Source organism: Nocardia sp. NBC_00565 (assembly GCF_036345915.1).
Lineage (GTDB): Bacteria > Actinomycetota > Actinomycetes > Mycobacteriales > Mycobacteriaceae > Nocardia.
In genome coordinates this window covers 8674943-8700713 of record NZ_CP107785.1, presented here as the reverse complement: position 1 = coordinate 8700713, position 25771 = coordinate 8674943, and the positions used below count along the sequence as shown (strand labels likewise).

The window sequence follows — 25771 nt, the reverse complement described above, 5'->3', positions numbered from 1 at the left end:
ACAGATCATGACAGAGGGGTATGACAAGTTCGGCGCGATGTTGACCGAGTTCAACGGAGAAGCCGACCATGTCCCACCTATTGATCCGCTACCCGCCGACCGTGCAACTGTCCACCCTGTCAACAGCCTCGAGGGCGTCTCCGCCCGATACCTGCGCCAAGAGTTCCCCGACCACATCCAAAAATACTTGTGGGGCAACCACTTCTGGTCACCGCCCTACTTCGCCGCCTCTGCACGAGGAGCCCCCTCACGACTATCGCCGAATACATCATCAACCAGAAACGACCGGAGCCCACGAAAGCGACACCCACCAGCCGCGCTGCGCGCTCGCGCAACACAGAATCGCTTCCTCCCGGCCCTAAAGCGCCATCGGGCGATCCCGCGGCGGGTGGACCACCAAGGCGCACCTGGCCACCGACGGCGCCGGGCGCGGGGTGGCCGTGCTGCTCACGCCCGGACAGACCAACGACTCACCACTGCTGCCAGGCGGTGCTCGAAGCGGTGGCCGTGCCCGCCTGCCGGTGGGCCAGCGTGCCGCAATCCGGACGTCGTGATCTCCGACCGGGCATTTTCTCGGGTACTTTCGTTGCAGGCCCTGTTCAAGCGCACGGGACGACAGTGGCTTAAGCCCTTGGCAAGCAGCCCATCTCGCGCTCTGGGGTGTCCTCGCATTGACCATCCTTTTGAAAATTCTCCAAGGAGCAGGCGCACCGCGCGATGCAAGTGCATCTGTATTGCAGTGTCGATCTGTGCCGGGTGCGCCGCCGCGCCAGGCAGACGCTGGTGGAATCGCGCCGGATGGTCCTCGACGAACGCGCGGAGCCGTAGTCGGTGGAATCGACTCGGTGGTGCGGGCGTTGTGCACAACATGACAGTCACCGATCGCTCCGCTACGCCCGTCGTCGATACCGGGACCGCATTCGGCGCCAAGGTCGCCGATCGCCTGGCGCGGGAAAATGTCATCTGGCTGACCACCGTCGGCCCCAGCGGGACACCGCAGCCGAATCCGGTGTGGTTCCAATGGCGCGACGGCGAGTTCCTGATCTTCAGCCAGGCCGATAAGCCCAAGGTGCGCAATATCGCCCGCAATACACGGGTATCGCTGAACCTCAACAGCACCGAGCACGGTGGCGACGTCGTGGTTCTCACCGGTACCGCCCGGATCGACGAAGCCGGCGCGGCAGCCGACGAAATCGCCGCGTACACCGAGAAATACGCCGAGGGACTCGTCTCCATCTCGATGACCGAGGCACAGTTCCATGCCGAGTACTCGGTTGTGCTGCGAGTCACCCCGGATCGCCTGCGCGGATTCTGACCGGCTCCATGTACACGTCCTCGGGCTGGCGGTGACTCAGTTGGAGCAGAACAACCCTCGGACCGCCGACGACCGCCCCCGGCAGCGGTTCGACTACACCAACCGCCCCCGGCCCCGGCCGTGAGCTGGCATTTCGTCGGCGACTAGGGTCATTACCGATGAGAAGGAGGCAGCAGCCGCCGTTGCCCAAGCGGCACGGCCTGGATCCGGCCCGGCTCCGCCTGCCGGAGCAGGGTGACTGGGCGACCATTCGTGATCACCTGGTGGAGCGGCTGCCCCGAGTTTCCGCCGCGCGCATCGACGAACTCCTGGACGCGGGCGGGATCGTGGACCTAGCCGGTCCGATCACGCCGGACGCGCCATATGTGCCGGGCGGCGCGGTCTGGTTCCATCGCGATCTACCCAACGAAACCGTGGTGCCGTTCGATATCCCCATCGTCCATCGCGACGACGATCTGCTCGTCGTGGACAAGCCGCACTTCCTCGCGACGATTCCGCGCGGTCAGCACATCCTGCAAACCGCCCTGGTGCGCCTACGCCGCGAACTCGAGCTACCCGATCTGATTCCGGCGCACCGGCTCGATCGCGTCACCGCGGGACTGGTGCTTTTCGTGATCAATCCGGCCCGGCGCGGGGCCTACCAGACGATGTTCCACAAGCGCACGGTGCGCAAGGAGTACGAGGCGATCGCGCCGTTCGATCCCGAGCTGCCGCTGCCGCGCACGGTGCGCAGCCGGATCATCAAGGAGAAACAGGTACTCGCCGCCCAGGAGGTCGCGGGCGAACCCAATGCGGAGACCTGGATCGAGTTGCTGGAGCAGCGCGACGGACTCGGCCGCTACCGGTTGCGGCCGCTGACCGGGCGCACCCATCAGCTGCGGTTGCATATGAACGGCCTGGGCATTCCGATCCTGGGCGACGACTTCTATCCGGCGCTCACCGACAAACCTGTGGACGATTTCACACGGCCGCTGCAATTGCTGGCCACGTCACTCGAATTCACCGACCCGATCAGTGGCGTGTCACGTCGGTTCGAAAGCACCCGTTCGCTGCGGGCATGGGCGGATCCGGACGGCTGGCGGAGCCCGTCAGGTTAACGCCGGGTGTACCGGATGCGAAAACGGATACGACCATGATGATGGCAGCTCAGCTCCTCGAACCCCCGGCGCCGGTTGCGCGCATCCGTAGACTGGGCCGGGTGCTTCACCAGGACCTCGAAGAAACGGCACCGCTAGCGACTGCTTGCAGGTCGCTCGAAACGGCACCGCCCCGCCACAAACTGCATGCTTATCTCGACGTGGCCGTTGTGGTGGTCGTCCTGGCGGGCACGAATCTGATCGCCCACTTCACCACCGCGTGGGCGAGCATCCTGACCGTTCCGATCGCCGCCGTCGTGCTGCTCGCACTGATGCGCCGACGCGGACTCGGCTGGTCCGAACTCGGGCTCTCGCCGCGGCAGTGGCGCCGCGGCACGCTCTACGCGATCGGCGCGGTGGCTCTGGTGCTCACGGTGGTGGCGATCGGCGCGATCCTGCCGATCACCCGGCCGTTCTTCCTGGCCGACCGCTACGCCACCATCTCCGGCGCGCTCATCGCGTCGATGATCGTGATCCCGTTGCAGACGGCGATCCCGGAGGAGCTGGCCTTCCGTGGCGTCCTGCACGGCACCCTCGACCGCGTCTACGGCGTGCGCGGTGTCTTCGCGGCGGGTTCACTGCTGTTCGGCCTCTGGCATATCGCCTCCTCGCTCGGCCTGACCAGCAGCAACCGCGGACTCAGCGGCTTCTTCGGCGGCGGCGCGGCGGCCCAGATCGTCGGCATCCTGCTCGCCGTCGTGGCCACCGCCGCCGCCGGCGTCGTCTTCACCTGGCTGCGCCGCCGCAGCGGCAGCCTGCTCGCCCCCATCGCCCTGCACTGGTCGGTCAACGGAGCCGGCGCCCTCGCCGCCGCCATCGTCTGGCACACCACCCTGACCTGACCTCGAACGATCTGCCCGCGTGTCTCGACCGCACGAGCCATATGTAGGTGTACCGCGTCGAGACCGACCCGGATGTGCACCAACAGATCGATAACCTGCCCGCACACGCATCGTCCGACTACGCAGAACTGCGCGTCGTCCTCGGGGTCAGCCCGTGGAGTGGCGAATCGCTCAATAATGCGAATCCCGATGCGCCCGTACGAACATGCCCTTCTGCCGACATCAGGAAGGACTGGCGACATACCTGGCCTGGAGCGACAGCGCGAAATCCATGTGCTGATGGCTATCTGGGTCCACGTCGACTGATGCCTCTCGGTTCGCGCGTTTGTTCGATTTTTCGGGCGGGGAGCATTGACCTCGGGCGGGTAGCGGTTTAATCTCGGTGCGATCACACATATGTTCGAGCAAGTAGGTCTGCGTCGAGATGACACCTGCTCCTGGGAAGGCTCGCTATGCGCGACAAACAGTCGAGCGGTAGGTCCGAAGTCGCCGCATTGGCCGAACGGGTCGCGAATGCGCGAGGTCGGTTGCCGCTGCAGGATGACGCGGCGCTGGTGCAGGTGTTGTCGGATGCCGAGATCGATGCGGAACGTGAACTCGCGGAATGGGTTCGGGCCCAGCGGCGCGGGCAGCGGAAGCGGGCCGTCGAGGACGAGCTCTCGACGGAGACGCGCGATCGACGGACCATGGCCGCGATCCAGCGCGCCGATGACGCGGACGCGCGGTGGCATCGGCGGGCGCTGGCGGCGCGGCGGCGGGTGTCGAATCAGGATGCGCGCCTTGCCCAGTTGTACCGCCGGGCCGAATGGTCCTCGCGTGCGCTGATCGCGGTCGTGGTGCTCGGCATGGTGTGGGCCGGCGTGAACGTACAGCACAATCTGGTGCCCAGCGGGAACATGGCAGATCCGCTGTATTGGTTGAGCTATGGCATCGAGGCGATGATCTCGATCCCCATCATCACCATCATGGTGGCCGCGACCACCGCCGCACGGTGGGGGCGCGAACTCGATCGGGGCAAGGTCGTCTTCTTCGAGACCGCGTTGCTCGGCACCACCGTCGCCCTCAACGCGGGCCCGCACCTGGCCGCCGGCGCCTTCGGCCAGGCCGCCGAATACGCGATCGCGCCCGTCATGGTCGGCGTGGTGATCTGGTTGCACGCCTGGGTTTCCGCGCGCTATGCCCTGCTCATCGACAGCGTCCCGATGGTCGAAGACGAACCAGACCTGCCGACTCGACACCGGGTCACCACCGAGCGCGGCGCACCGATCACCACCTTTCGCGCCGACGATCCGGCCGACCGCCGAGAACTGCTCGCCGCCACGGGTTTCGACCCCCTACTCGACCAAGCGGGCGTCCGCTTCCCGGTCGATATGACCGAACCCCACCTTGCCGAGCCGGCTGTGCACGGCACCCCCCAGCCCGCCGACACGGTCCCCGTCTCCCGACTCGACTGCACGGAAACCCTCGTCTACCACGCCCAGAGCACCCGCTCCACCAACGGCCGCCTCCCCCAACCGATCCCAACCGTAGACGAATACAACCGCCCCGATCACCGGGATCCGGCACGATCATTCAACGGCCCGGCCACCCAACCCATCTCGGACTACATCGCCACCAACTCGGTAACCGCAGGCAGCGATACCGCTGCGCGCGCAACGCCGAGCACGACCGCTCCGAGCGCACCAGGTGAATACGCCCCGTCGTCGGCCACCAAGGCGACTGCTCCAAACGGCACGATGGCCGAAGCCCCTAGGCCGACCCACGCTATGGGCGTCACGCCCTCCAACAGCGGAATGCCCAGCGCCGCAACCATTCCCAGGGAACCTGGCGAGCGCATCCCATCGTCGGCCGCGAACACAACAGTTCAAAACGGTGCAATGGTCGAGGGTGGTTCTTGGCCCTCGTCGGCCCCCAACTCCGCAGCTCAGAACGGCGCAATAGTCGACGGCGACCCGAGGTTTACCCACACCCCGGCCTCCACCATGGACGACATCCCCGCCAACAGCGCAGCGCACCTGCGTAGCGCATCTCAACGCATCCCTTCGTCGGCTAGCAACGCGACAGCTCGGGATGACGCAATGGTCGCCGGTGGTTCTCGGCCTACCGGCGCCGTGGGCGACACACCCACCGCGACCAACGGTGCGATGCTCAGCGGATCCCCGACGACCCCTGACAGCCCCGTAGTCGCGACCAACGCCGTTGCTCACGCGCAAGGCACTGCGCAGCCGAACCACTGGTTGGCAACAGCCGCGAACCCGGACGGCGAGAACGTGATTCACGGTCCCGACGTCGACCCCCGACTCGCGTTCGATACCGCCGCGGGCCGTCCGGACGAGCGCACGGCTCATTCTGCCGCAGACATCGAAACGCACACGGCAGCAACTGGCGCGAGCTACATGGGTGGCCGGACAGCTCACGCGGGCGCAAGCGCCGAAACGCACACGGCATCGACGACCGGCGCGAGTTCCGTGGACGGGCGCGCGACCGGTGCCACCGCAGGCGACGAGCTGTACACCGTGTCGGCGAGCAGCGCTAATGCATATGGCGAGAGCACGAATTCTGTTGCCGCAGAAGTTGAGCCGCACGTGGTCACCGCTCCTGGCCCCTCGGTGGAATCGCAGCTGAGCATCAACTTCGATGTCGCGACCGTCGAGCCGGAACTGCGGGCCGAAGCTGGTGGCTCGAACGGGAACCGCGTACCCGCCGACTTGACTCGCGTTGCGGAATCCAGCCGTCGCGTCGAAACCGCCATGCGCACAGACTCATCCGCGGCAGCGCGGAACACCGACCGTAGCTCCGCCGCACCGAATCCGGCCGAGCGCAGCGCGCGGATGTCGATGGAGCCGCAGGCACCCCAGCACAGCACGGAAACGGCAGCGGAACCGCGAGCGAATGAGCGCAACACCCGGACTGCGGCGCAACCGCAGACGAACGGGCACATTGTGCGGGCGGCCGTGACACCACATGCGGTACAACAACCCTCGATCGTCGAGCGCTCCGCGACCGATCACCAAGATCCGCCGAGCCGCACCGAGGAAACCGCCGAAGCCGAAGTCAGGCCGCTCGTCGCCGACGACCGCTCGCACCGCCGCACCACCAGCGAGGTGATCAGCGATGTCGTTCAATCGCTTTCGGCCGAAGATCTGCTCATCGAGAACCCCACCCTCGGCTCCGAAAGCGATGACGTCGAGGTGTGGTCGGTAGCTCGAGCGATCGCGGGTCGCGGCCTGTCGGTCATCCCGGTGGAGCAACTCGCCGAAATCCTCATGCTGGCCGATCAATCGTGGACCCCCACCAGCATCGGCGCGGAGGTCGGCCTGTCCCGCACCGCCATCGCCCAGGTACTGGAGTTCGCCAGAAAGGTCCGCCGCCCCTACGCAATCAGCAGTTAGCCACCGATCCAGATCGGTCACTTCGGAGCCTTGGAGTCACAGCCACGGCGAATCTGTCGGCGCGCACCCCATGGCCCGACGGATTCGAGTGCGGCGAGCAAGTACAGCTGCGGATGAAACGCGCACGCCGCTCCCCCGCCGGAGATTCGACGGCACCAGTCCCGACAGCGCTCGCTCCCAGTGCTCGCGCACACCCAGTGAATGCCTCACACAGGCGCCAACTGTGTGACGCGGTCACTAGGTGTGCGACAACCCCCACAGCACCCATCACACGAGTACGAAAAGGCCGCCCGACTCGGATCTTCCGAGTGGGCGGCCTCTGTTATTCGGCGACCGGCCTCACCTGCGCCAGCCGGTGTTCGAACCCCAGGTCGAACCGCCGACCGACGCCTGCTCATCGCCATCGCGCTGCGGGGTGGAGTAGCCGTCCGTGTACTGGCCCCCGCGTGATCCGTGCGACTTCGTGTCGTCCGAACCGCCTGTCGAATCCCGGTCCCCATGCCCGGGCCACCAGGCGCGATGGCCGATCAACGCGGTTGCGGCAGGGGTGAAGAACATCGCCATGACGAACGCGGCGATGGCGATGCCGACCGAGATGGCGAACCCCATCTGCGACAGCACATTGTTGCCCGCCAACATCATCGAGGCGAAGGTACCCGCCAGGATGACACCCGCCGCCGCGACCGTCGGCCCGGTATGCCGAACCGCGAGGGCCGCAGCCTGTTTCGGTTCATTGCCGGCTCGCGCCTCCTCACGCAACCGAGCGACCATCAGGATGTTGTAGTCGGTGCCGAGGGCGACCACGAACAGGTACATGATCACCGGCAGGGTGAAGATCAGGCCCGAGTTGCCCTGGAAGTGTTGGAATACCAGGACCGCGGCCCCGAGCGTCGCGGCGAAGCCGAGGAAGACCGAGGCCATCAGGTACCACGGCGCCACCAGGCTGCGCAGCAGCAGCGCGAGCACGATCATGATCAGAATCGCCGCCACCGGGAACACGATCTTGTAGTCGTGCACCATCGCATCCTGGAAATCGACATACACCGAGGAGATCCCACCGACAACGGCGGTAGTACCCGCCGGTGCCGCCGAGTGCGCCGCACTCCGCAACGGATCACGAACCGTATCGAGCGCCGCATCGGATTCGGGTGCGCCGGTGAGCGTCACCTGGAAGTCGGCCGCCGAGCCATCGCTCGAAACCGTCGGCGCACCAACCTGATTCACACCAGGCACCGCGGCGAGAACCGCACGATAATCCGCGAGCTGGTCACCGTCGAGCCGCTTACCATCGGTGGCACGCAACAGCACCTCGGACGGCTGCGTCGCCCCAGCGGGCATCCCCTTGAGCAATTCCTTGCTGTAGACCGTTGATTCGGAGGAGTCCGAGGTCGACCCCGAGCTCAGGTCGAAGGTCGGATGGAACCCGAAGGCCAGCATGCCCAATGCGATCAGCAGGCCACCGGATACCGCGGCGAACGCACCGGGGCGCCGTCCCATCGCCGCCCCGATGGCGCCGAACCGCGCACCCTTCGGCTCCTGCCGCCATGCCTTCGACGGCCAGAACACCTTGGTGCCCAACAGCGAGACCACGGCGGGCACCAGCGTGAGTCCGGCCACCAAAGCCACCGCGACGGCAATCGCCAGCGCCGGACCGAGTGCACGGAACATGCCGAGTGTGGAGAGCGTCAGCGCCATGAACGCGATGATCACCGCGCCCGCCGCCGAGGTGATGGCCTCGCCGACCTTGGTGACCGCACTCACCATCGCGGTCTTCGGATCCTCGCCGGCGCGCAGACGCTCCCGGTATCGGAACATCAGGAACAGGATGTAGTCGGTGCCGACGCCGAACAGCACCACCAGCAGAATGGAGTTCACCGAACTGTCGACCTTCAGGTCGAAAGCCTTGCTGACCATGGCGATCAGGCCGCCGACGGTGCTGGAGATCGCGCCGATCACGATAACCGGCAGCAACGCGATCACCGGACTGCGGAAGATGACCAGCAGCAGCAGCAGAATCAGCACCACCGTCGCGATGCCGATGATGGCCATGCCTTTTTGACCGGACTCCGTCTGATCCAGCATCTGCGCCGCCGGCCCGGTGACGCCCGCTTTCAGATCGGTGTCGCGCACTTGCTCGCGCAATGCGTCACGCAGCTTCTTGACCGCGTCACTCTGCGTCGTATCGCCGGCATTGGTCACCTTGGTCATCTGCACGGCGGCGATCTGCACCAACCGGTTCTCTGACGCCGGTACGGCCTGAATGCTGGTGACATCCTTGATTCTGGCGTCGCTGAGCTTCGACGCGATCGTTTGCACGCTCGCCGAATCACCCGCGGACAGCGGTGCCCCGTCCGAGCGGACGAAGACGAGTAGTGCCGCGGGTGACTGTTGCTGCGGAAATGCCTTCTGCTGCAATTCCATTGCCTGAATCGACTCGTAATGCGATGGCAGGAACTCGGATTGGTCGGTGGTGGAGGTGAGTTGCGGCGCCGAGGCCACCACCGCGACGATGATGAGCAGCCACAGGCCGATCACCTTCCACGGGTTGTGTACGACGATCGCGCCGAGACGAGCGAACATAAGGGAGAGCGCCTTTCGGGTATTGGTGCTGAGCCCAGCTCAGATGTCAAGGTCCTCGGTCTGCGGATGCGCGGTGGTGACGTCGACGAGTCCGCGGTAGATCCGGGCCGGGATCCGCTCGCCGAGTTCCGCCAGCGTGTCGATGATCTCCACCGTGTATTCGGCCCAGGTCTGATCGTCGACATCGAAGATCTCGCGCCAGTTCTTCCACTCCTTGGCCCAGTTCGTCGCCAACGCGAAATCGGCCCAGTCGCAGCGCTGACGGTGCACCACGTACTTGCCCTTGCGGCTGAGGTACACCCGGATCACCTCGAAGCCCGCCTTGGTGAACTCGCGCGATTCGCCGAGCTGCCGTCCGAGGAAGCGCTGACGGTGCACGCCGCCCGGACCGACCTTCAGCAGCACCTCGTGCAGTTCTCCGGAGGCGCTCTTGTCGAACTCGATCGTCGACCGCTCCTCGGTGGTGTCGACCTCGGTCGCGGTCTGTGAATCGGTGGTCATGATTACCCCATCTCATAAATGCATGCGCAATCAGGCATGCGTTCAGCGCCAGCGGACCCCGATTCGGCCCGCTGTAGTGAGTTGATCTCCTGTTTTCCGATCGAGCGGCTGCGCTCGTCGGCCTGGAATCACTATAAGTAGATGTATACGTATAACGCAAGCCCTAGCGCGCAGCCGCCGCGACCGATTCAGACCGCGCCCGCGAGCTCCACCACCGAACTCTTGTGTCCGCCCCGCAGCCGGACCAATAGCGCCAACCCCACACCCAGACCGAGGCCCAGGACTCCGGCCGCTGCGAAACCCGCGGGGAATCCGCCCGTATCAATGGCGACTCCAGCGAGGGAACTACCGAGCAAACGAAAAGGGCCGTCCCGCCGGATATTCCGGGGGACGGCCCTTTCGAAACGAAAGGCTGACCCTTTCGAGCGACCTGCAAGCAGTCGCTACGGGCTACTTGGCCTTTTCGAGAACCTCGACCAGTCGCCAGTGCTTGGTGGCCGACAGCGGGCGGGTCTCCATCAGCTGAACGCGGTCGCCGACGCCGGCGATCTCGTTCTCGTCATGCGCCTTCACCTTGGTGGTGGAGCGAATGATCTTGCCGTAGAGCTTGTGCCGCGTACGGTCTTCCAGCTCGACCACAATGGTCTTGTTCATCTTGTCCGAAACCACGTAGCCGATGCGGACCTTGCGGCTGCCGCGCTTGACCTCGGTGGTCACTGTCTCTTCACTCATGCCGCATCTCCCTTGCCAGCGGGTGCCGTGGCCAGGCCGAGCTCGCGCTCACGCATGACCGTGTAGATGCGCGCGATCTCGTGACGCACGACGCGCAGACGACGGTTGTTGTCCAGCTGTCCCGTCGCCATCTGGAAGCGCAGATTGAACAGCTCTTCCTTCGACTCGCGCAGGCGGGCGACGAGCTCCTCTTCATTGAGCTCGCGGAGCTCTGCGGCTGGTGTACCGGTAGCCATCAGAACTGCTCCTCCCTGGTCACGATCCTGCACTTCATGGGGAGCTTGTGCATCGCGCGGCGCAGGGCCTCGCGAGCGGTCTCCTCGTTGGGGTAACTCATTTCGAACATCACGCGCCCGGGCTTGACGTTCGCGATCCACCACTCGGGCGAACCCTTACCCGAACCCATGCGGGTTTCGGCAGGCTTCTTGGTGAGCGGGCGATCCGGGTAGATGTTGATCCAGATCTTGCCGCCACGCTTGATGTGGCGGGTCATCGCGATACGAGCCGACTCGATCTGCCGGTTGGTGACGTAGGCGGGCTCGAGAGCCTGGATGCCGTATTCACCGAACGCGACCGAGGTGCCGCCCTTTGCCATTCCGGAACGACCCGGGTGATGCTGCTTCCGGTGCTTGACCTTCCGTGGCATCAACATGCGTCAGCCCTCCTGCTTTTCTGCCGGGGCGTCGGCAACCGCAGTGGCGGTGGCTGCACGCCCGGCCTCAGTGCTGGTCGCGGTCGTGCCGGCGGAACCGGACCGACGCGGGCGGCTCGGCCGCTCACGACGCTCGCGGCGGTCACCCGCGGCGGGCGCGGCCGAAGCCGTGACCTCGCGCTTGCCACCGACGATGTCGCCCTTGTAGATCCAGACCTTCACGCCGATCCGACCGAAGGTGGTCTTGGCCTCGTAGAGGCCGTAGTCGATGTCCGCGCGCAGCGTGTGCAGCGGGACACGACCCTCACGGTAGAACTCCGAGCGCGACATTTCGGCGCCACCGAGGCGGCCCGAGCACTGCACGCGGATGCCCTTGACGTTCGGCGAACGCATGGCCGACTGGATGGCCTTACGCATCGCGCGACGGAACGCCACACGGTTGGACAGCTGCTCGGCCACACCCTGGGCAACGAGCTGCGCATCCGATTCGGGGTTCTTGACCTCGAGGATGTTCAGCTGCACCTGCTTGCCGGAGAGCTTCTCCAGCTCGGCGCGGATGCGATCGGCCTCGGCGCCGCGGCGGCCGATGACGATGCCGGGACGAGCGGTGTGGATATCCACCCGGACCCGGTCACGGGTGCGCTCGATCTCGACCTTGGAGATGCCTGCCCGCTCCATGCCAGTGGCGAGGAGCTTACGGATGGCGACATCTTCCTTCACGTAGTCCGCGTACTGCTTATCCGCGTACCAACGCGACTTCCAGTCGGTGGTGATACCGAGGCGGAAGCCATGGGGGTTGATTTTCTGTCCCATTTACTTTGCCCCTCCCTTCCGGCGGTTACGAGTGGATCCACCGGCGGTGGGCACGCTCTCGACCTCGATGGTGATGTGGCTGGTGCGCTTGCGAATGCGGAACGCACGGCCCTGGGCACGCGGCTGGAACCGCTTCATGGTCGCGCCTTCGTCGACGTAGGCAGTCGAGATCACCAGGGTCGACGGGTTCAGGCCGAGGTTGTTCTCGGCGTTCGCCGCGGCACTGGCCACGACCTTGGCGACCGGCTCGCTCGCGGCCTGCGGTGCGAACCGCAGGATCGCGAGGGCGTCCTCGACTCGCTTGCCGCGGACCAGGTCCACGACACGACGAGCCTTCATCGGCGTCACGCGAACGTGCTTGGCGGTCGCGCGCGCAGTCGAATTCTGAGTCTCAGTGGTCATCGCCGCTTGCTCTTCCGGTCATCCTTGACGTGGCTCTTGAACGTCCTGGTGGGCGCGAACTCACCCAGCTTGTGTCCGACCATGTTGTCCGAGACGAACACCGGCACGTGCTTGCGACCGTCATGGACGGCGAAGGTGTGACCGATGAAGTCGGGGATGATGGTTGAACGACGGGACCAGGTCTTGATGACCTGCTTGGTGCCCTTTTCGTTCTGAACGTCCACCTTCGCGAGGAGGTGGTCGTCGACGAACGGGCCCTTCTTGAGGCTGCGTGGCATTTCTTACCTCCTCCTTCAGCGCTTGTTCTTGCCGGACTTGCGGCGGCGGACGATGAGCTTGTCGCTCGGTTTGTTCGGGCGGCGGGTGCGGCCTTCCTTCTGGCCCCACGGCGAGACCGGGTGGCGACCACCGGAGGTCTTGCCTTCACCACCACCGTGCGGGTGGTCGACCGGGTTCATCACGACACCACGGACCGTGGGACGGCGACCCTTCCACCGCATACGACCGGCCTTGCCCCAGTTGATGTTCGACTGTTCGGCATTGCCGACCTCGCCGACGGTGGCGCGGCAGCGCACGTCGACGCGGCGGATTTCACCCGAGGGCATACGCAGCGTGGCGTAGGGGCCTTCCTTACCGAGCAGCTGCACGCTGGCACCGGCGGAGCGGGCCATCTTCGCGCCACCGCCCGGACGCAGTTCCACATTGTGGATCGTGGTACCGGTCGGGATGTTGCGCAGCGGCAGGTTGTTACCCGGCTTGATGTCGGCCGTGGGGCCGGACTCGATCGGGGTGCCCTGCGCGATGCCCTTCGGCGCGATGATGTAGCGCTTCTCGCCGTCGATGTAGTGCAGCAGCGCGATGTTGGCGGTGCGGTTCGGGTCGTACTCGATGTGCGCGACCTTGGCCGGGATGCCGTCCTTGTCCAGTCGACGGAAGTCGATCAGACGGTAGGCACGCTTGTGGCCGCCACCGCGGTGGCGAGTCGTGATGCGACCGTGCGCATTACGACCACCCTTGCTGTGCAGCGGGCGGATCAGCGACTTCTCGGGAGTCGACCGAGTGATCTCAGCGAAGTCCGAGACGCTGGAGCCACGACGGCCCGGCGTAGTCGGCTTGTACTTACGGATTGCCATGAGTTCTTCTCTGCTTTCTGGATTCCCAGGCGCTTACGCGACCGGGCCTCCGAAGATCTCGATGGGCTTGCTGTCGGCCGAGATGGTCACGAGCGCGCGCTTGGTGTCCTTGCGCTTGCCGTAACCGAAGCGGGTCCGCTTGCGCTTGCCCTGACGGTTGGCGGTGTTGACGCTGGTCACCTTCACGCCGAAAACCTTCTCGACGGCGATCTTGATCTGCGTCTTGTTGGAATCCGGGTGCACGATGAAGGTGTAGGTACCTTCCTCGATCAGTCCGTAGGACTTCTCCGAGATGACCGGCGCCAGCAGGATGTCGCGGGGGTCGGCGATGGTGGTCACTTGCTCTCCTCCTGTGCAGCTTCGGCGGGGCCGTGCACAAAGGCGTTCAAGGCCTCGACGCTGAACACCACTTCGTCGCTTTCCAGCACGTCGTAGGTGTTGAGCTGATCCGGCGCGATCGGGTGCACGAATTCGAGGTTCTGCACGCTCTTCCAGGCCGCCAGATCTTCGCGTCCGAGGACGACGAGGAACTTCTTGCGGTCCGAAAGCTCCGCGAGGAAGCTCTTGGCCGTCTTGGTCGACGGGGCCTGCCCGGCGACCAGTTCGGTGATCACGTGGATGCGCTCGTTGCGCGCCCGGTCCGAAAGTGCGCCGCGCAGAGCCGCGCGGATCATCTTCTTGGGGGTGCGCTGGCTGTAGTCACGCGGCTGCGGGCCGTGGACCGTGCCACCACCGGTGAACTGGGGCGCGCGGGTCGAGCCCTGACGGGCGCGGCCGGTGCCCTTCTGCCGGTACGGCTTCTTGCCACCACCGCGGACTTCACCGCGGGTCTTGGTGGAATGGGTGCCCTGGCGAGCCGCGGCCAGCTGCGCGATGACCACCTGGTGCATCAGCGAGATGTTCGCGGTGGCATCGAAGATCTCCGCGGGGAGTTCGACAGTGCCATTGGTCTTGCCGCCGAGCTCCTTGACCGGGAGGGTCAGGTTGGTCTTCTTCTCAACGCTGGTCATGCGTGCGCACCACCCTTCACGGCGCTCTTGACGACGACGACGTTGCCGCGACGACCCGGGATCGCTCCCTTGATCAGCAGCAGGCCGTTCTCGACGTCCACCTTGTGAACCGACAGGTTCTGCGTGGTGACGCGGTCATTACCCATCCGGCCCGACATGCGCATGCCCTTGAACACGCGGCCGGGGGTGGCGCAGCCACCGATGGAACCCGGGCGACGGTGCACGGCCTGCGCACCGTGGGAGGCGCCCTGACCCGCGAAGCCGTGACGCTTCATGGTGCCGGCGAAGCCCTTGCCCTTGCTGGTGCCGGTCACATCGACGTAGGCGCCCTCTTCGAACACTTCGGCGGTCAGCTCCTGGCCGACCTCGAAGGTGGAGGCGTCCGCGACGCGGATCTCGGCGACGTGGCGGCGCGGGGTGACACCGGCCTTGGCGAACTGGCCGGAGACCGGCTTGTTCACCTTGCGCGGGTCGATAGCGCCGAAAGCGACCTGGACGGCGCTGTAGCCGTCGCGCTCCACGGTGCGGATCTGGGTGACGACGTTGGGTCCGGCCTTGATGACGGTCACGGGGACGACGCGGTTCTTGTCGTCGAACACCTGGGTCATGCCGAGCTTGGTGCCCAGGATGCCCGCCGCAGGCCTGTTCTTGTTATCAGTCATGATTCGAGTCCCCGTCACTGAATGTTGACGTCGACGCTGGCCGGGAGATCGATGCGCATGAGGGCATCAACCGTCTTCGGCGTCGGGTCGAGGATGTCGATCAGCCGCTTGTGCGTACGCATCTCGAAGTGCTCGCGCGAGTCCTTGTACTTGTGCGGCGAACGGATGACGCAGTACACGTTCTTCTCGGTCGGCAACGGCACCGGGCCGACCACACGGGCCCCGGTGCGGGTCACCGTCTCCACGATCTTGCGTGCAGACGCGTCGATCGCTTCGTGGTCATAGGCCTTGAGCCTGATGCGGATCTTCTGTCCCGCCACGCTAAGTGTCCTTTTCTCCGCTTATCGTTCGTGATCCGGAAGCTGGGCTTCCGTACCACCTTCAGTTGCACAGCCCGAACACACGAAGACGTCTCAGCCCGAGTGGGTCAGGCCCGGAGGAGGCAGCCTGCGCAACCACGCAGGGCCCCCGCTCGGGCAAAATCCAACACAGTAAGAGACCGCGACCGGGCACGCCCGATCATTCGCCGCTGTTCATCTGTCATGGTTCTCCGGTCCACGCGGTCGGGCGTGTCGCTCCGATCTTCGATCGGCATTCAACGCATCCGCTCATTCCTCAGCCCCGGTTCGAAACTTCACCTGGCCTGGAACGTTGTCCCGGACGCACCCACACTGGAATCCAGTGAGGTACACGATTGGGTGTTGCTCGCCTCACCACCCGTCACGGCCGCGGAACGGCATGACCCGGTGCAAGGCAACCCGAACAGTATGCCCGACCGCGTTGGCGACTTCAAATCCGCCCCCCACCAACACTTCGCCAGCAGGTCAGGGCGTGAATCCCGGGCGCGCCCATGCTACCTGGCCGCAGACGATCAGAGGCGATATGCGGGGCCGCGAGAACCGTCGATGGACCGACGGCGGTCAGATCAGGCGTGGGGTTGATATGCGCCGGGGCTGCCGGGCGGCGGGTACTGACCAGGCGGCGGATAGCCACCAGCCTGCGGATACCCGCCCGGTGCGGGGTAGCCGCCCGGTGCGGGGTAGCCGCCACCCGGCTGTGGGTAGCCACCGACGGGCTGCTGCCATTGCTGCGGATTTCCCTGCGGTCCACCATAGGGCGCGGGCTGCGGCGCGCCATACGGCGCGGGGGCAGCATTCGACGGGTATCCGACGGGCGGCTGCTGGGCCCACTGCGGATGCCCCGCGGGCGGCGCGCCACCACCGGACGGGTCAGCGCCGTCGGCGGCACCGCGTCGCCGCCACCAAAGGATGCCGAGCACGATCAGGACGATGAATGCGATGAGGCCGGCGACCGGCGCGAACAGATTCTTCCAAAGGCTATCCGCGACAGCCACATTGCCCTTCGCGCGCACGACGACGTTGGCGCCGGCGTACGAGTCCACGCCACGAAGCTCACCTTTGCCGGTGCCGCCGTTGCGGTACGTCCAGGTGCCGTAGCAGGTTTTCGACGACGATCCCCCACCCCCGCGACGCCGGGCCTCGGGTGCCGCGATGATCCCGCTGGACCCCGCCCCCATGGACCGGCTGCCGTAACCGCAGCTATCGACGTGCGCGGTGACCTTCTCGCCGGTCAGGTAGATCTTCGCGTCTCCAACGGAGACGACACCGATGATGATCACCACGATCAGGACTACAACGACACCGAATCCGATAAGCCGATTCCTCAGCACACGCAACCACCCTAGGTCGAGAACCCATATACGGCGCAGAAGTATGCCGCGCTCCCACTACCGGGAAACTTACTTCTGAGTAAGATAGGGGCATGACGAAACCGACCGCGACTCATCGCGTCTGGAAGAAGCTGCCGGACAACCGGCTGGGGCACACCCTGTTCTCGCTGGGCATGGTCGCCCGGGTGCCCTACTTCGGGACCGTGCTGCCCAGCGTCGTGCGGTTGGCACCCGGACTGTGCGAGGTGACCTCGCCGAAGTGGTTCGGTATCCACAACCACCTGGGCACCTTCCACGCGATCGCGGCATGCAATCTGGCCGAGGTGGCGATGGGAATGCTGAGCGAGGCGACGGTGCCCGACACCCATCGCTGGATTCCCAAGGCCATGAACGTGCAGTACCTGGCCAAAGCCGAGACCGGATTGCGGGCGGTGGCGCAGCTGGCCGAGGTGCCGGACTTCGCACAGATCACCGAGGGCCAGGAATTGATCGTGCCGGTTTCCATCTACGACAAGCACGGGCTCGAGGTCGTGCACGCCGACATCACCACCTGGGTCACCCCGAAGTAGGGCGGTGTTGCCGGGACGCGGGCGGAGCGGATTGAATGCGTTTCATGAGTGACGGTGCGGTCCGGGAATTCGATGTCTGCGTGGTCGGGCTCGGACCAACCGGTCGGGCGCTGGCGCACCGGGCGATGCGCGCGGGGTTCCGGGTCGCGGCGGTCGATCCGCGGCCCGACCGGCTCTGGCCGCCGACCTTCTCCTGCTGGATCGATGAGCTGCCGACGTGGTTGCCACCCAGCGCCATTGCCGCGCGCATCCCGAATCCGACGGTGTGGACCACGGCCGAGCATCGGATCGATCGCCCCTACTGCGTGTTGTCGAAGACCGGGTTGCGCGATGCGCTGCCGCTCGACGACGCCACGGTGCTGGCAGACCGGACCGCCCGGGTCGAGGCCCATGAGGTGGAGCTGGCCGACGGTATGACCCTCAGGGCCGCAACGGTTTTCGATACCCGCGGGCTGCCGACACTCGGGCAGCGCCGGGCCGCCAGCGCGCACGGCATCTTCGTCGATGCCGAGACCGCGGCGCCGATGGTGACCGAAGGTGAAGGGCTGCTGCTGGATTGGCGGCCGGAGAACGGCGCGGGACCGGACGAGCCGCCATCGTTCCTCTACGCGGTTCCGCTCGGCGACGGCACGGTGATCTTCGAAGAGACCAGCCTCGGGCTGCGCGGTGGCATGCCGCAGCACGAACTGCGCAAGCGCACGCTGAGCCGATTGGCCGCGCACGGGATCACCCTCACCGGTGTGGAGCCGAGCGAGGCCGCGCATTACCCGCTGGATCAGCCGCCGCCGAAAAAGGGTACGGCCCAGGCGATTCCGTTCGGCTCACGCGGCGGCATGATGCACCCGTGCACCGGGTACAGCGTCGCGGATTCGCTCGCGCTGGTCGATACCGCGATCACCGCACTGCGAAAGGGCCGCGACCCCATCGCCGAGTTGTGGCCCTGGCAGGCACGCCTCACCTACTGGATGCGCATGCGCGGACTCTGGGGCCTCGGCCGCCTCACCACCGAACAGTCCATCGCCATGTTCGATGCCTTCTTCACCGAATCACCGCGCGGCCAGCGCGCCCTGCTCTCCGCCCACGACGACTACACCGCCCTCGGCGCGGTCCTGTTCAACACCGTCGCCCACACCTGGCCCTTCCGCTGGCGCTACGACCTGGTCGGCTGGACCAACCGCAACCGCTGGCTCGACTACCCGTTCGCGGCGGCGTCCGAACGCAGCGAACGCCACGTCGGGTAACTCGAAGGAGTCACCGAACGTGGCGTTCGCCAGTGCCGAATCAGGCGCCGGTTTCGGCGGCGCGCTGGTAGCCGCGGATCGCGGGGTAGGCGAACAGCACTATCAGGCCGACCACCCAGGCGACGGTCTTCAGCAGCGGTTCGGCGACCGCGCCGCCATAGGACAGGCCCTTCATCGCATCGATGGCACAGCTCATCGGTTGATTGGCGACCACATCCTGCAGCCAGACCGGATAGGCGATGATCGGCACGAATCCGGTATTGAAGAACATCAGCAGCGTATTGACGATGCCGATGACGCTCACCAGCATCACCCCCTCGGTGATCGTCGCCAGCGTGGTGACGAGCACCGCGAAACCCACGCCGAACAGCACCGGAATGCCGATCAGCGCGATCGCCGCGAGCGGGCCCTGGCCGAAGCGGAAGCCGAGGGTGAAACCGACCACGACCACGAAAAGCGTGGTGACGAGTACGCGGATCGCCTCGGCGAACAACCGGCCGGTGAGTCCCGCCGCCCGATGCACCGGCATGGTCCAGAACCGCCCGAGCAGCCCGGTGTACTTCTCCTCCTTGAAGCCCAGCGCGCTGACCACCGCACCCGACATCGCCGCGACCAAGGTGATCAGCGCGACCTGACCATAGATGCTCGGCCTACCGGTGGCCGCGGTGATGGAATTACCGAGCACGATGCGGAACATCAACAGGGTCAGTGCTGGATAGATCAGTGTCTGGATCGTCGTCGCCGGATCGCGCGCCCACACCAGCAGCAGGCGCTTGCACTGGATCAGACTGTGCGACACCCAGGTCGACAGCGCGCGTTCGGACGGCGGGGTCACCCGAGGCAGCGGATCGAACCCGGTCACCTCGACGCGCTCCAAAGCCTCGACAGAACTCATGACCGCCTCACGCTCGCCCAGACCGCCAACGGGGTGAAGACGATCGCCATACCGACCAGCCAGGTCAGCGGCACCCACAGCACATTCCAGCCCACCCCGTCCTGGGCCATATCGCGCATCGCGAAGGAGAACTGGGAGATCGGCTGATTGCGCACGAACGGCCGGATCCACAGCGGGAAGCTGCCTTCCGGGACGAACCCACAGGACAGCATGCCGAAGATCAAAGTGGGCAAGGTCAATGCCTGGCTCAGCGATTCCGGACTCTTGGTCAAACTGCCGAGCGCGTCCGCGCCCAGCGCCAGCACGGTCCCGACCGCGATCGAGAATGCGCAGAACAACACGGCCTGACCGGGACCAGCGACGAAACGGAAGCCGATCATGTAGCCGAAAAAGATCGCCGCGGTCAGCGAGGTGAGCGAACGAACCAACCCGGCGGCGACCCGCGCGCTCAACGGGACCAGCATGCCGATCGGCATGGTCTGCAGCCGCGTGCTCAGACCGGTCAGGGCCTCGTACGCGGACAACTGCGCATTCGACATCATCGTGAACGCCATGGTCTGCAGCACGATGATCGGCATGACGAACTGGGCGTAATCGATGCCCTGGAACTTCATCACGTACCGCAGCGGCAGATAGAAACCGAGGGTGAACACCAGCGGGGTGACCATCGCGATGATCAACTCGCCCTTGACGGCCATGGTCCGCACGATGCGTCCGGTCAGTGCCCGCCACTGCGCGAACGAGGACAGCCGGGCCACGGGTAGTTCGGCGAAGAGCGATGTCGCGTCGGACCGCTCAACAGCAGGAGCCGTCACGACTGCGCCTCGCTGACGCTCGGCTCCGTCGCGGCCGGATGCCGTGCTGTGTTCTCGGTTCGCTCGCTACGCTCCCTCACGCGTGTCCACCCGAATGACCAGTGATGGACAGGAACACATCATCGAGCGAGGGCCGGCGCAGCGCGATATCGGCCAACTGGACCCCGGCGGCGTCGAGCCTGCGCAGCGCCTCGGAGAGGGTGGCGGCCCCATCGGGCGCGGGGATGGAAATCCGGTCCCCGCCGCCGCTGGCGACTGCTTGCGGGTCGCTCGCAACAACACCGAGATCGGCGAGCACGGCGGCGGGCACCAGATCGCCGAGCGCGATGGCGGCCTTGCCGATATGCGTCGGATCCAGCGGCACCACCTCGCAGTAGCTGCCGCCGGTCTTCTCCTTGAGCTCGTCGGCGGTGCCCTCGGCGATCACCGTGCCCTTATCGATGACGATGATGTTGTCGCTGAGCACATCGGCTTCCTCGAGGTACTGCGTGGTGAGCAGCACCGTGATGCCCTGGTTCTTCAGCGCGGTCACCAGATCCCACACACCCTGACGGCTGCGCGGATCCAGGCCGGTGGTCGGCTCGTCGAGGAACACCACCTCGGGGCGCACCACCAGTCCGCAGGCGATGTCGACGCGCCGACGCATACCGCCCGAATAGTGGCGCACCGCACGACGACCCGCGCTGACCAGGTCGAATTCCTCGAGCAGGGTGTCGGCGCGCTTGCGGGCGGCGGCTTTGCCCAGACCCATCAGGCGACCGAACAGTTCCAGGTTCTCCCGTCCGGACAGGTTCTCGTCGAGCGCTGCGTACTGACCGGTCATCATGATCGAGCGCCGCACGCCCGCCGGATCCTCGAGCACATCGTGGCCCGCGACAACCGCGGAGCCGGAATCCGGGCGCAGCAGCGTGGACAGCACCTTGACCATGGTGGTCTTACCCGCGCCGTTGGGGCCGAGAATGCCGAGTACGCTGGCCCGCTCGGCGGTGAAGCTGATGCCCTGCAGCGCGTGCACATCGCCGAAGGACTTTCGGACGTCCTCGACGACAACGGCGGGGTTGCCGCCGCTATCGGTCGGTGGCTCGCTGGCGTGCGAATCCGCTTGGTTCAAGCTCGGCATCAACTCTCCACTGTGTGTCTGATCGGCGGCGTTCGCGTGGCCGGGGCGGCGACGAGGTCGGCATGAGGACGTCCCGGTTGGTGATCCGTACCGCCGGGCGCGATGTTACCGGGCACACGCATTCCACAAGGCAGGCCCGCGCTTTCCCCACTGAGCCGCAACCTAAGTGTGTCCTTACTCACATTTCCCGCAATCGATCCGCCGTGCACACGATCGTCGCTGGTGGCGGCCCGTCAGGGGCAGCGTAGGGGCGGCAACGGCGTCTTTACGGGCCGTCGCGGCGACCATAGTCTGCTAGGTGGGGGAAACACGCACTCACTCGTTTGCGGCAGCGCTGCTTCACCAAGCGTTCAGCGGTCTGCGGCGGATCGACCCTGCAAGAGGTGACCATGGCCGAGACCGCGCAGTCCAGGACGGCGGCGCATACGGGAGGATCGGGCCGACCGAACGTGCTGACATCGTATGACCCACGAACCGGCGAAATCGTCGGCAACTACGCCGTGATGGGCGCCGGTGAAATCAATCGCACCGTGCGCGAAGCGCGCTCCGCCGAAAAGTGGTGGGCGGAACTGGGTTTCACCGGCCGCAAGCGCTGGCTGCTGGACTGGAAACGCAGCATTGCCAGGCGCGCAGGCGAATTGGTGGAGATCCTGTGTGAAGAAACCGGAAAACCGGAGGCGGACGCGGCGATAGAGGTGATGCTCGCCGTCGAGAATCTCGATTGGGCGGCGCGCAACGCGGCCCGGGTGCTGGACCGGCGCAAGCTCGGATCCTCCTGGCTGAACCGCAATCAGCGCGCCTCCGTCGGCTACCTGCCGCTCGGCGTGGTCGGCGTACTCGGGCCGTGGCACAACCCGGTCTTCACGCCGATGGGCTCGATCGCCTACGCGATGGCCGCGGGCAACACGGTGGTGTTCAAACCCGACGAACTGACCACCGGCGTCGGGGTCTGGCTGGCCGACAGCTGGAACAAGCTGGCGCCGAATCAGCCTGTGCTGCAAGTGGTCACCGGTGATCAAGCCACCATGGCCGCACTCTGCCGGGCCAAGGTGGACAAAATCGCCTATGCCGGTTCCGATTCGGGCGCGCGCGAGGTGATCACGCTGTGCGCGCAGACCATGACACCGGTGGTCGTCGAGCGAAACGGCAAGGGCACCATGGTCGTTCACGTCGACGCCAAACTCGACGACGCGGCCGAGGCCGCGGTCTTCGGCGCGATGGCCAATGCGGGCCAGAACTCCACCGGCATCCAGCGGGCCTACGTCGCCAACTCCGTCTACGACCGATTCCTGGAGTTGGTGGTCGAGCAGGCGCGGCGGCTGCGGCCCGGCGCGGACCGGCGCGCCTCCTACGGTCCGATGATTCTGGAGTCACAGGTCGACGTGGTGCGCAAACAGGTGCGCGACGCACTGGCCCGCGGCGGGCGCGCGGTGGTCGGCGGGCTGGACTCGATTCGCGAGCCCTATATCGAACCCATCGTGCTCGCCGAGGTACCGGAGGAGAGTGTCGCGATCACCGGCGAGGGCATCGGGCCGGTGCTCATCGTCAACAAGGTCGCGAATATGGACGAGGCGGCGCAGCGGATCAACGCGGTCGGCAATGGCGTCGCGGTATCGGTATTCACCCGCGACGTGCACAGCGTCGAAGCGTTCGCCGAACGGTTGCGGGTCGGCGTTGTGACCGTGAATTCTTCGACCGCCCAGGGGATACCCGCACTGCCGTTCGGTGGCGTCGGCGAATACGGGCAGGGACATCACCACGGTGACCAGGGCCTGCGCGAATTCAGCCGGACGCTGGCCATCGCCCGCAAGCGCTACCGCGCGGCGGTGAACCTGTCCACCTTCGACCGCCATCGACGGCATCTGCGCGCCGCGAAAACCATCTTCCGAATGCGACACGGCCGCTGAGCTGACGCCGGGATCCACAGGGGTCCCGGCTGGACTCACCCGAGCAGGACGGCTTCCATCAGCGCGCATACCCGCGCGACGTGCTCGGGGCGGGTGTCGAACTTTGTCAGGCGGCCGACGTCGATGATCTGCGCGATCGCGGCGTGCACCCGGAAGCGCGCCTCGACTTGGTCGCCGTCGAGCAGGTTGGCCCACTCCAGCACGTTCTGGCGCTGGATGGCGCGCAGCTTGTGCTGTTCGGCCTGCGGCAGATTGCTGAACTCGGCGTAGTAGACCGGCATGATCTCCGGCGTCGCGAAGGTGAGCCGGGCTTGGCGGTAGGCGATCTGCCGGACCGCGTCCGGGCGGCTGGTCGCCTCGGCCAACGCCTCGGTGATGGCGATGGCCACCCGGTCGCCGGTGCGGTGGAAGGCGGCGGCGAGCAGATCGGCCTTGCTGGTGAAGTACCGGTAGACGCTGGAGGCGTTGATGCCGACGGCCGCGCCGATCTCCTCGATGCTGGCCTCGTGATAGCCCTGCCTGCCGAAGATCCGGATCGCCTCGGTGAGCAACTGTTCGCGTTTCGAGGTGATGGGCAGACCGCGGGGCACCGGATCCGGGGTGGGCTGCGCCGGTACCGGCGGCAGTTCCGCGCGCAGGATCGACCAGCTCATCTCGCGCAGTAGCGGCAGCAGTCTGGTGGTGGCCAGGGCGGTGCGGTGGGAGGAGATGCTGGCGATGGCGCTCAGCACGCCGGCGGCCAGCATCGCCACATCGGCGGGCGGTGCGGTGGGTCGCAGCAGCGCGATCGGTTCGGCCAGCGTCGCGTTGAGCGCGTCGTAGACCTTCCGGATCCGGGCGCGGTCCTCGGCCTCCAGGTAGCGGCGCTCCCAGCGGTACAGCCCGGCCTCGCGCCGAATATCGATGGTGTGTTCGCTGATCGCCCTGATCAAGGCGTCGAGCCTGGGCTCGGGATCCAGGTTCGGGTCGTCAGCGGCGCGAGCGACCTTCAGCAGGTGCAGTGCGCCTTCTTCGGCGGCCGCGAGCAGCAGCGCGTACTTGTTCGCGAAGTGGCGGTACAGCGCGGGGCCGGAGATGCCGACCTCGGCCGCGATCTCGTCGACGCCGACCGGGTAGTACCCGCGGTCGCTGAATGCGCGCGCGGCCGCCCGGATGATCTGGACCTTGCGATCCTTCGGGCGACGCCGCACCGACTGGGCCGGCTCCGCCCCGGTCGCACCCGCGTCGGATCGAGCGGCGGTGCTGCGAACGACCCGCGCGCGATCGCCAGCGATGTCGACCTCGCTGCGATCCGCGACCATGTAGCTCTCCGTTCTGGGAGGGCGCCGCTGGTTGACAGCGCCGGACAAATCATCCTAAGTTAACCACAATTCGCAAAGTTAACCACCATTCATGGTGCCCGCCGTAGCGATTGCTCGCAGATCGCTCGAAAAAGCCAGTCGTAGCGATTGCTTGCAGATCGCTCAAGCCGGCCCGCCGAACTCCAGACCAGGAGCGCCACATGAGCAACCCCGATTCCGCGACGACACCCGCGGGCTTCAGCGCCGTCAACGACGGCAAGGTGCTACGGGTCACGCTCACCAAGCCGAAGCGGAAGAACGCCATCAACTACGACACGATGGTCGCGCTCGGTGACACCTTCCTGGCCGCCGCCGCGAACCCCTCGGTCCGGGTGATCGTACTGACCGGCGAGGGCGGGGATTTCTGCACGGGAGCCGATCTTGCCGCAACCGCGTCCGAGGCGCAGCGCGGAATAACCTCGGATATGGTGATGGACGCGGCCAACCGCCTGGTGAAAGCCGTTGTGGACGCGCCGATTCCGGTCATCGCCCGGATCAAGGGCGCGGCCGCAGGCGTCGGCGTCGGCATCGCACTTGCCGCCGATCTCGTCTACGCCGCCGAGGACTCCTACCTGCTACTGGCCTTCATCAATATCGGCCTGATGCCCGACGGCGGCGCCGCCGCCATGGTCGCCGCCGCGGCCGGACGCCCACTGGCCGCGGAGATGGCGCTGCTCGGCGAACGGTTGCCCGCACCCGCGGCCAAAGCAGCCGGACTGTTCACCGCGGTGGTCCCCGATGACGAACTCGACGCAAAGGTCGAGGCCGCCGCCGCGAAGATCGCCGCAGGCCCCCGTCGCGCACTGGAACTCACCAAACAAGCCCTCAACGCCGCGACCCTGGCGGCACTGGACGCCGCACTTGCCGCCGAAAAGTCCGGCCAGGGCGAACTCCTCCAATCCCCCGACTTCTTCGAAGGCGCAACCGCCATGCTCACCAAGCGCAAGCCCGTGTTCGCGGACTGATCGCGTAGGCAACAACCGATTTCGGTTGGTGCACGGATAACTCATCAGGTGGCGTTCTA

At 66.2% G+C, this 25771-nt stretch carries 27 protein-coding genes and 1 pseudogene; 9 read left to right on the top strand and 19 right to left on the bottom strand.

Features of this window, described 5'->3' with window-relative positions; translation table 11 throughout:
• Positions 1 to 7: 7 nt before the first annotated feature.
• From OG874_RS44995 to OG874_RS39955, 5 genes and pseudogenes are all read left to right on the top strand, one after another.
• Positions 8 to 184, top strand: a pseudogene (locus OG874_RS44995) (transposase); the annotation flags it as partial.
• A gap of 684 nt (positions 185 to 868) precedes the next feature.
• Positions 869 to 1315, top strand: a complete 447-nt coding sequence (locus OG874_RS39970; protein WP_330252215.1) for a TIGR03667 family PPOX class F420-dependent oxidoreductase — start codon at positions 869 to 871, stop codon at positions 1313 to 1315.
• 158 nt (positions 1316 to 1473) lie between these two features.
• The gene (locus tag OG874_RS39965; RefSeq protein ID WP_330252214.1) at positions 1474 to 2412 is read left to right on the top strand and encodes an RluA family pseudouridine synthase; all 939 of its coding nucleotides are present in this window, start codon (positions 1474 to 1476) and stop codon (positions 2410 to 2412) included.
• A gap of 101 nt (positions 2413 to 2513) precedes the next feature.
• On the top strand, positions 2514 to 3293 hold the full coding sequence (locus tag OG874_RS39960) for a lysostaphin resistance A-like protein (protein WP_442943209.1): 780 nt from the start codon (positions 2514 to 2516) through the stop codon (positions 3291 to 3293).
• 452 nt (positions 3294 to 3745) lie between these two features.
• Positions 3746 to 6685, top strand: coding sequence for a hypothetical protein (locus OG874_RS39955; protein WP_330252213.1), 2940 nt, complete (start codon positions 3746 to 3748; stop codon positions 6683 to 6685).
• A 339-nt stretch (positions 6686 to 7024) separates the two neighbouring features.
• Here the strand turns inward: OG874_RS39955 and OG874_RS39950 are convergent, their stop codons facing one another.
• From OG874_RS39950 to OG874_RS39880, 15 genes are all read right to left on the bottom strand, one after another.
• Entirely contained in the window at positions 7025 to 9265 is a 2241-nt protein-coding gene (locus tag OG874_RS39950) for an MMPL family transporter (RefSeq protein ID WP_330252212.1), read from the bottom strand.
• 39 nt (positions 9266 to 9304) lie between these two features.
• Entirely contained in the window at positions 9305 to 9766 is a 462-nt protein-coding gene (locus OG874_RS39945; protein ID WP_330252211.1) for an EXLDI protein, read from the bottom strand.
• A 188-nt stretch (positions 9767 to 9954) separates the two neighbouring features.
• On the bottom strand, positions 9955 to 10122 hold the full coding sequence (locus OG874_RS39940) for a hypothetical protein (protein ID WP_330252210.1): 168 nt from the start codon (positions 10120 to 10122) through the stop codon (positions 9955 to 9957).
• 94 nt (positions 10123 to 10216) lie between these two features.
• Positions 10217 to 10498, bottom strand: coding sequence for a 30S ribosomal protein S17 (gene rpsQ, locus OG874_RS39935; RefSeq protein ID WP_330252209.1), 282 nt, complete (start codon positions 10496 to 10498; stop codon positions 10217 to 10219).
• A complete protein-coding gene (gene rpmC / locus OG874_RS39930) occupies positions 10495 to 10734 on the bottom strand; it encodes a 50S ribosomal protein L29 (RefSeq protein WP_071926410.1) in 240 nt (79 codons plus the stop codon). Before rpmC ends, rpsQ begins: the two co-directional genes overlap by 4 nt.
• Positions 10734 to 11150 (bottom strand): 50S ribosomal protein L16, encoded by a 417-nt coding sequence (gene rplP / locus OG874_RS39925; protein WP_067519522.1) that lies wholly within the window; start codon positions 11148 to 11150, stop codon positions 10734 to 10736. The genes rpmC and rplP overlap by 1 nt, the downstream gene beginning before the upstream one ends.
• A 3-nt stretch (positions 11151 to 11153) precedes the next feature.
• Positions 11154 to 11963 (bottom strand): 30S ribosomal protein S3, encoded by an 810-nt coding sequence (rpsC, locus tag OG874_RS39920; RefSeq protein ID WP_330252208.1) that lies wholly within the window; start codon positions 11961 to 11963, stop codon positions 11154 to 11156.
• On the bottom strand, positions 11964 to 12365 hold the full coding sequence (gene rplV, locus OG874_RS39915) for a 50S ribosomal protein L22 (RefSeq protein ID WP_330252207.1): 402 nt from the start codon (positions 12363 to 12365) through the stop codon (positions 11964 to 11966). It abuts the gene before it with no gap.
• On the bottom strand, positions 12362 to 12643 hold the full coding sequence (rpsS, locus tag OG874_RS39910) for a 30S ribosomal protein S19 (protein WP_019045020.1): 282 nt from the start codon (positions 12641 to 12643) through the stop codon (positions 12362 to 12364). The genes rplV and rpsS overlap by 4 nt, the downstream gene beginning before the upstream one ends.
• 15 nt (positions 12644 to 12658) lie before the next feature.
• A complete protein-coding gene (gene rplB, locus OG874_RS39905; protein ID WP_330252206.1) occupies positions 12659 to 13498 on the bottom strand; it encodes a 50S ribosomal protein L2 in 840 nt (279 codons plus the stop codon).
• Positions 13499 to 13531: 33 nt separating this feature from the next.
• On the bottom strand, positions 13532 to 13837 hold the full coding sequence (gene rplW / locus OG874_RS39900; RefSeq protein WP_040686547.1) for a 50S ribosomal protein L23: 306 nt from the start codon (positions 13835 to 13837) through the stop codon (positions 13532 to 13534).
• Positions 13834 to 14508 (bottom strand): 50S ribosomal protein L4, encoded by a 675-nt coding sequence (gene rplD, locus OG874_RS39895; RefSeq protein ID WP_330252205.1) that lies wholly within the window; start codon positions 14506 to 14508, stop codon positions 13834 to 13836. The genes rplW and rplD overlap by 4 nt, the downstream gene beginning before the upstream one ends.
• Positions 14505 to 15170 carry a 50S ribosomal protein L3 gene (gene rplC / locus OG874_RS39890; RefSeq protein ID WP_328409146.1) on the bottom strand — a complete coding sequence of 222 codons (666 nt, stop codon included), beginning with the start codon at positions 15168 to 15170 and terminating at the stop codon, positions 14505 to 14507. Before rplC ends, rplD begins: the two co-directional genes overlap by 4 nt.
• Before the next feature lie 14 nt (positions 15171 to 15184).
• Complete coding sequence (gene rpsJ / locus OG874_RS39885) at positions 15185 to 15490, bottom strand: 30S ribosomal protein S10 (RefSeq protein ID WP_003938093.1); 306 nt, start codon at positions 15488 to 15490, stop codon at positions 15185 to 15187.
• Between the two features lie 605 nt (positions 15491 to 16095).
• Positions 16096 to 16860: a hypothetical protein gene (locus OG874_RS39880; protein ID WP_330252204.1), complete on the bottom strand. Its 765-nt coding sequence runs from the start codon at positions 16858 to 16860 to the stop codon at positions 16096 to 16098.
• Between the two features lie 92 nt (positions 16861 to 16952).
• Between OG874_RS39880 and OG874_RS39875 the strand changes: the two genes are divergently transcribed.
• Both OG874_RS39875 and OG874_RS39870 read left to right on the top strand, forming a co-directional pair.
• Positions 16953 to 17429: a hotdog fold domain-containing protein gene (locus OG874_RS39875; RefSeq protein ID WP_330252203.1), complete on the top strand. Its 477-nt coding sequence runs from the start codon at positions 16953 to 16955 to the stop codon at positions 17427 to 17429.
• Between the two features lie 44 nt (positions 17430 to 17473).
• Positions 17474 to 18670 carry a lycopene cyclase family protein gene (locus OG874_RS39870; protein WP_330252202.1) on the top strand — a complete coding sequence of 399 codons (1197 nt, stop codon included), beginning with the start codon at positions 17474 to 17476 and terminating at the stop codon, positions 18668 to 18670.
• Positions 18671 to 18710: 40 nt separating this feature from the next.
• Here OG874_RS39870 and OG874_RS39865 read toward each other — a convergent pair whose 3' ends face one another.
• From OG874_RS39865 to OG874_RS39855, 3 genes are all read right to left on the bottom strand, one after another.
• Positions 18711 to 19565 (bottom strand): ABC transporter permease, encoded by an 855-nt coding sequence (locus OG874_RS39865; RefSeq protein WP_330252201.1) that lies wholly within the window; start codon positions 19563 to 19565, stop codon positions 18711 to 18713.
• Positions 19562 to 20380 carry an ABC transporter permease gene (locus tag OG874_RS39860; RefSeq protein ID WP_330252200.1) on the bottom strand — a complete coding sequence of 273 codons (819 nt, stop codon included), beginning with the start codon at positions 20378 to 20380 and terminating at the stop codon, positions 19562 to 19564. The genes OG874_RS39865 and OG874_RS39860 overlap by 4 nt, the downstream gene beginning before the upstream one ends.
• 76 nt (positions 20381 to 20456) lie before the next feature.
• Positions 20457 to 21500: an ATP-binding cassette domain-containing protein gene (locus tag OG874_RS39855; RefSeq protein WP_330252199.1), complete on the bottom strand. Its 1044-nt coding sequence runs from the start codon at positions 21498 to 21500 to the stop codon at positions 20457 to 20459.
• Positions 21501 to 21889: 389 nt separating this feature from the next.
• On the opposite strand from OG874_RS39855, the gene OG874_RS39850 reads away from it, so the two are divergent.
• On the top strand, positions 21890 to 23407 hold the full coding sequence (locus tag OG874_RS39850) for an aldehyde dehydrogenase family protein (protein ID WP_330257618.1): 1518 nt from the start codon (positions 21890 to 21892) through the stop codon (positions 23405 to 23407).
• Positions 23408 to 23442: 35 nt separating this feature from the next.
• On the opposite strand, the gene OG874_RS39845 is transcribed toward OG874_RS39850, so the two are convergent.
• Positions 23443 to 24708, bottom strand: a complete 1266-nt coding sequence (locus tag OG874_RS39845) for a TetR/AcrR family transcriptional regulator (protein WP_330252198.1) — start codon at positions 24706 to 24708, stop codon at positions 23443 to 23445.
• Between the two features lie 200 nt (positions 24709 to 24908).
• Here OG874_RS39845 and OG874_RS39840 point away from each other — a divergent pair, with 200 nt between their 5' ends.
• Positions 24909 to 25712: an enoyl-CoA hydratase-related protein gene (locus OG874_RS39840; protein WP_330252197.1), complete on the top strand. Its 804-nt coding sequence runs from the start codon at positions 24909 to 24911 to the stop codon at positions 25710 to 25712.
• Positions 25713 to 25771: the final 59 nt, after the last annotated feature.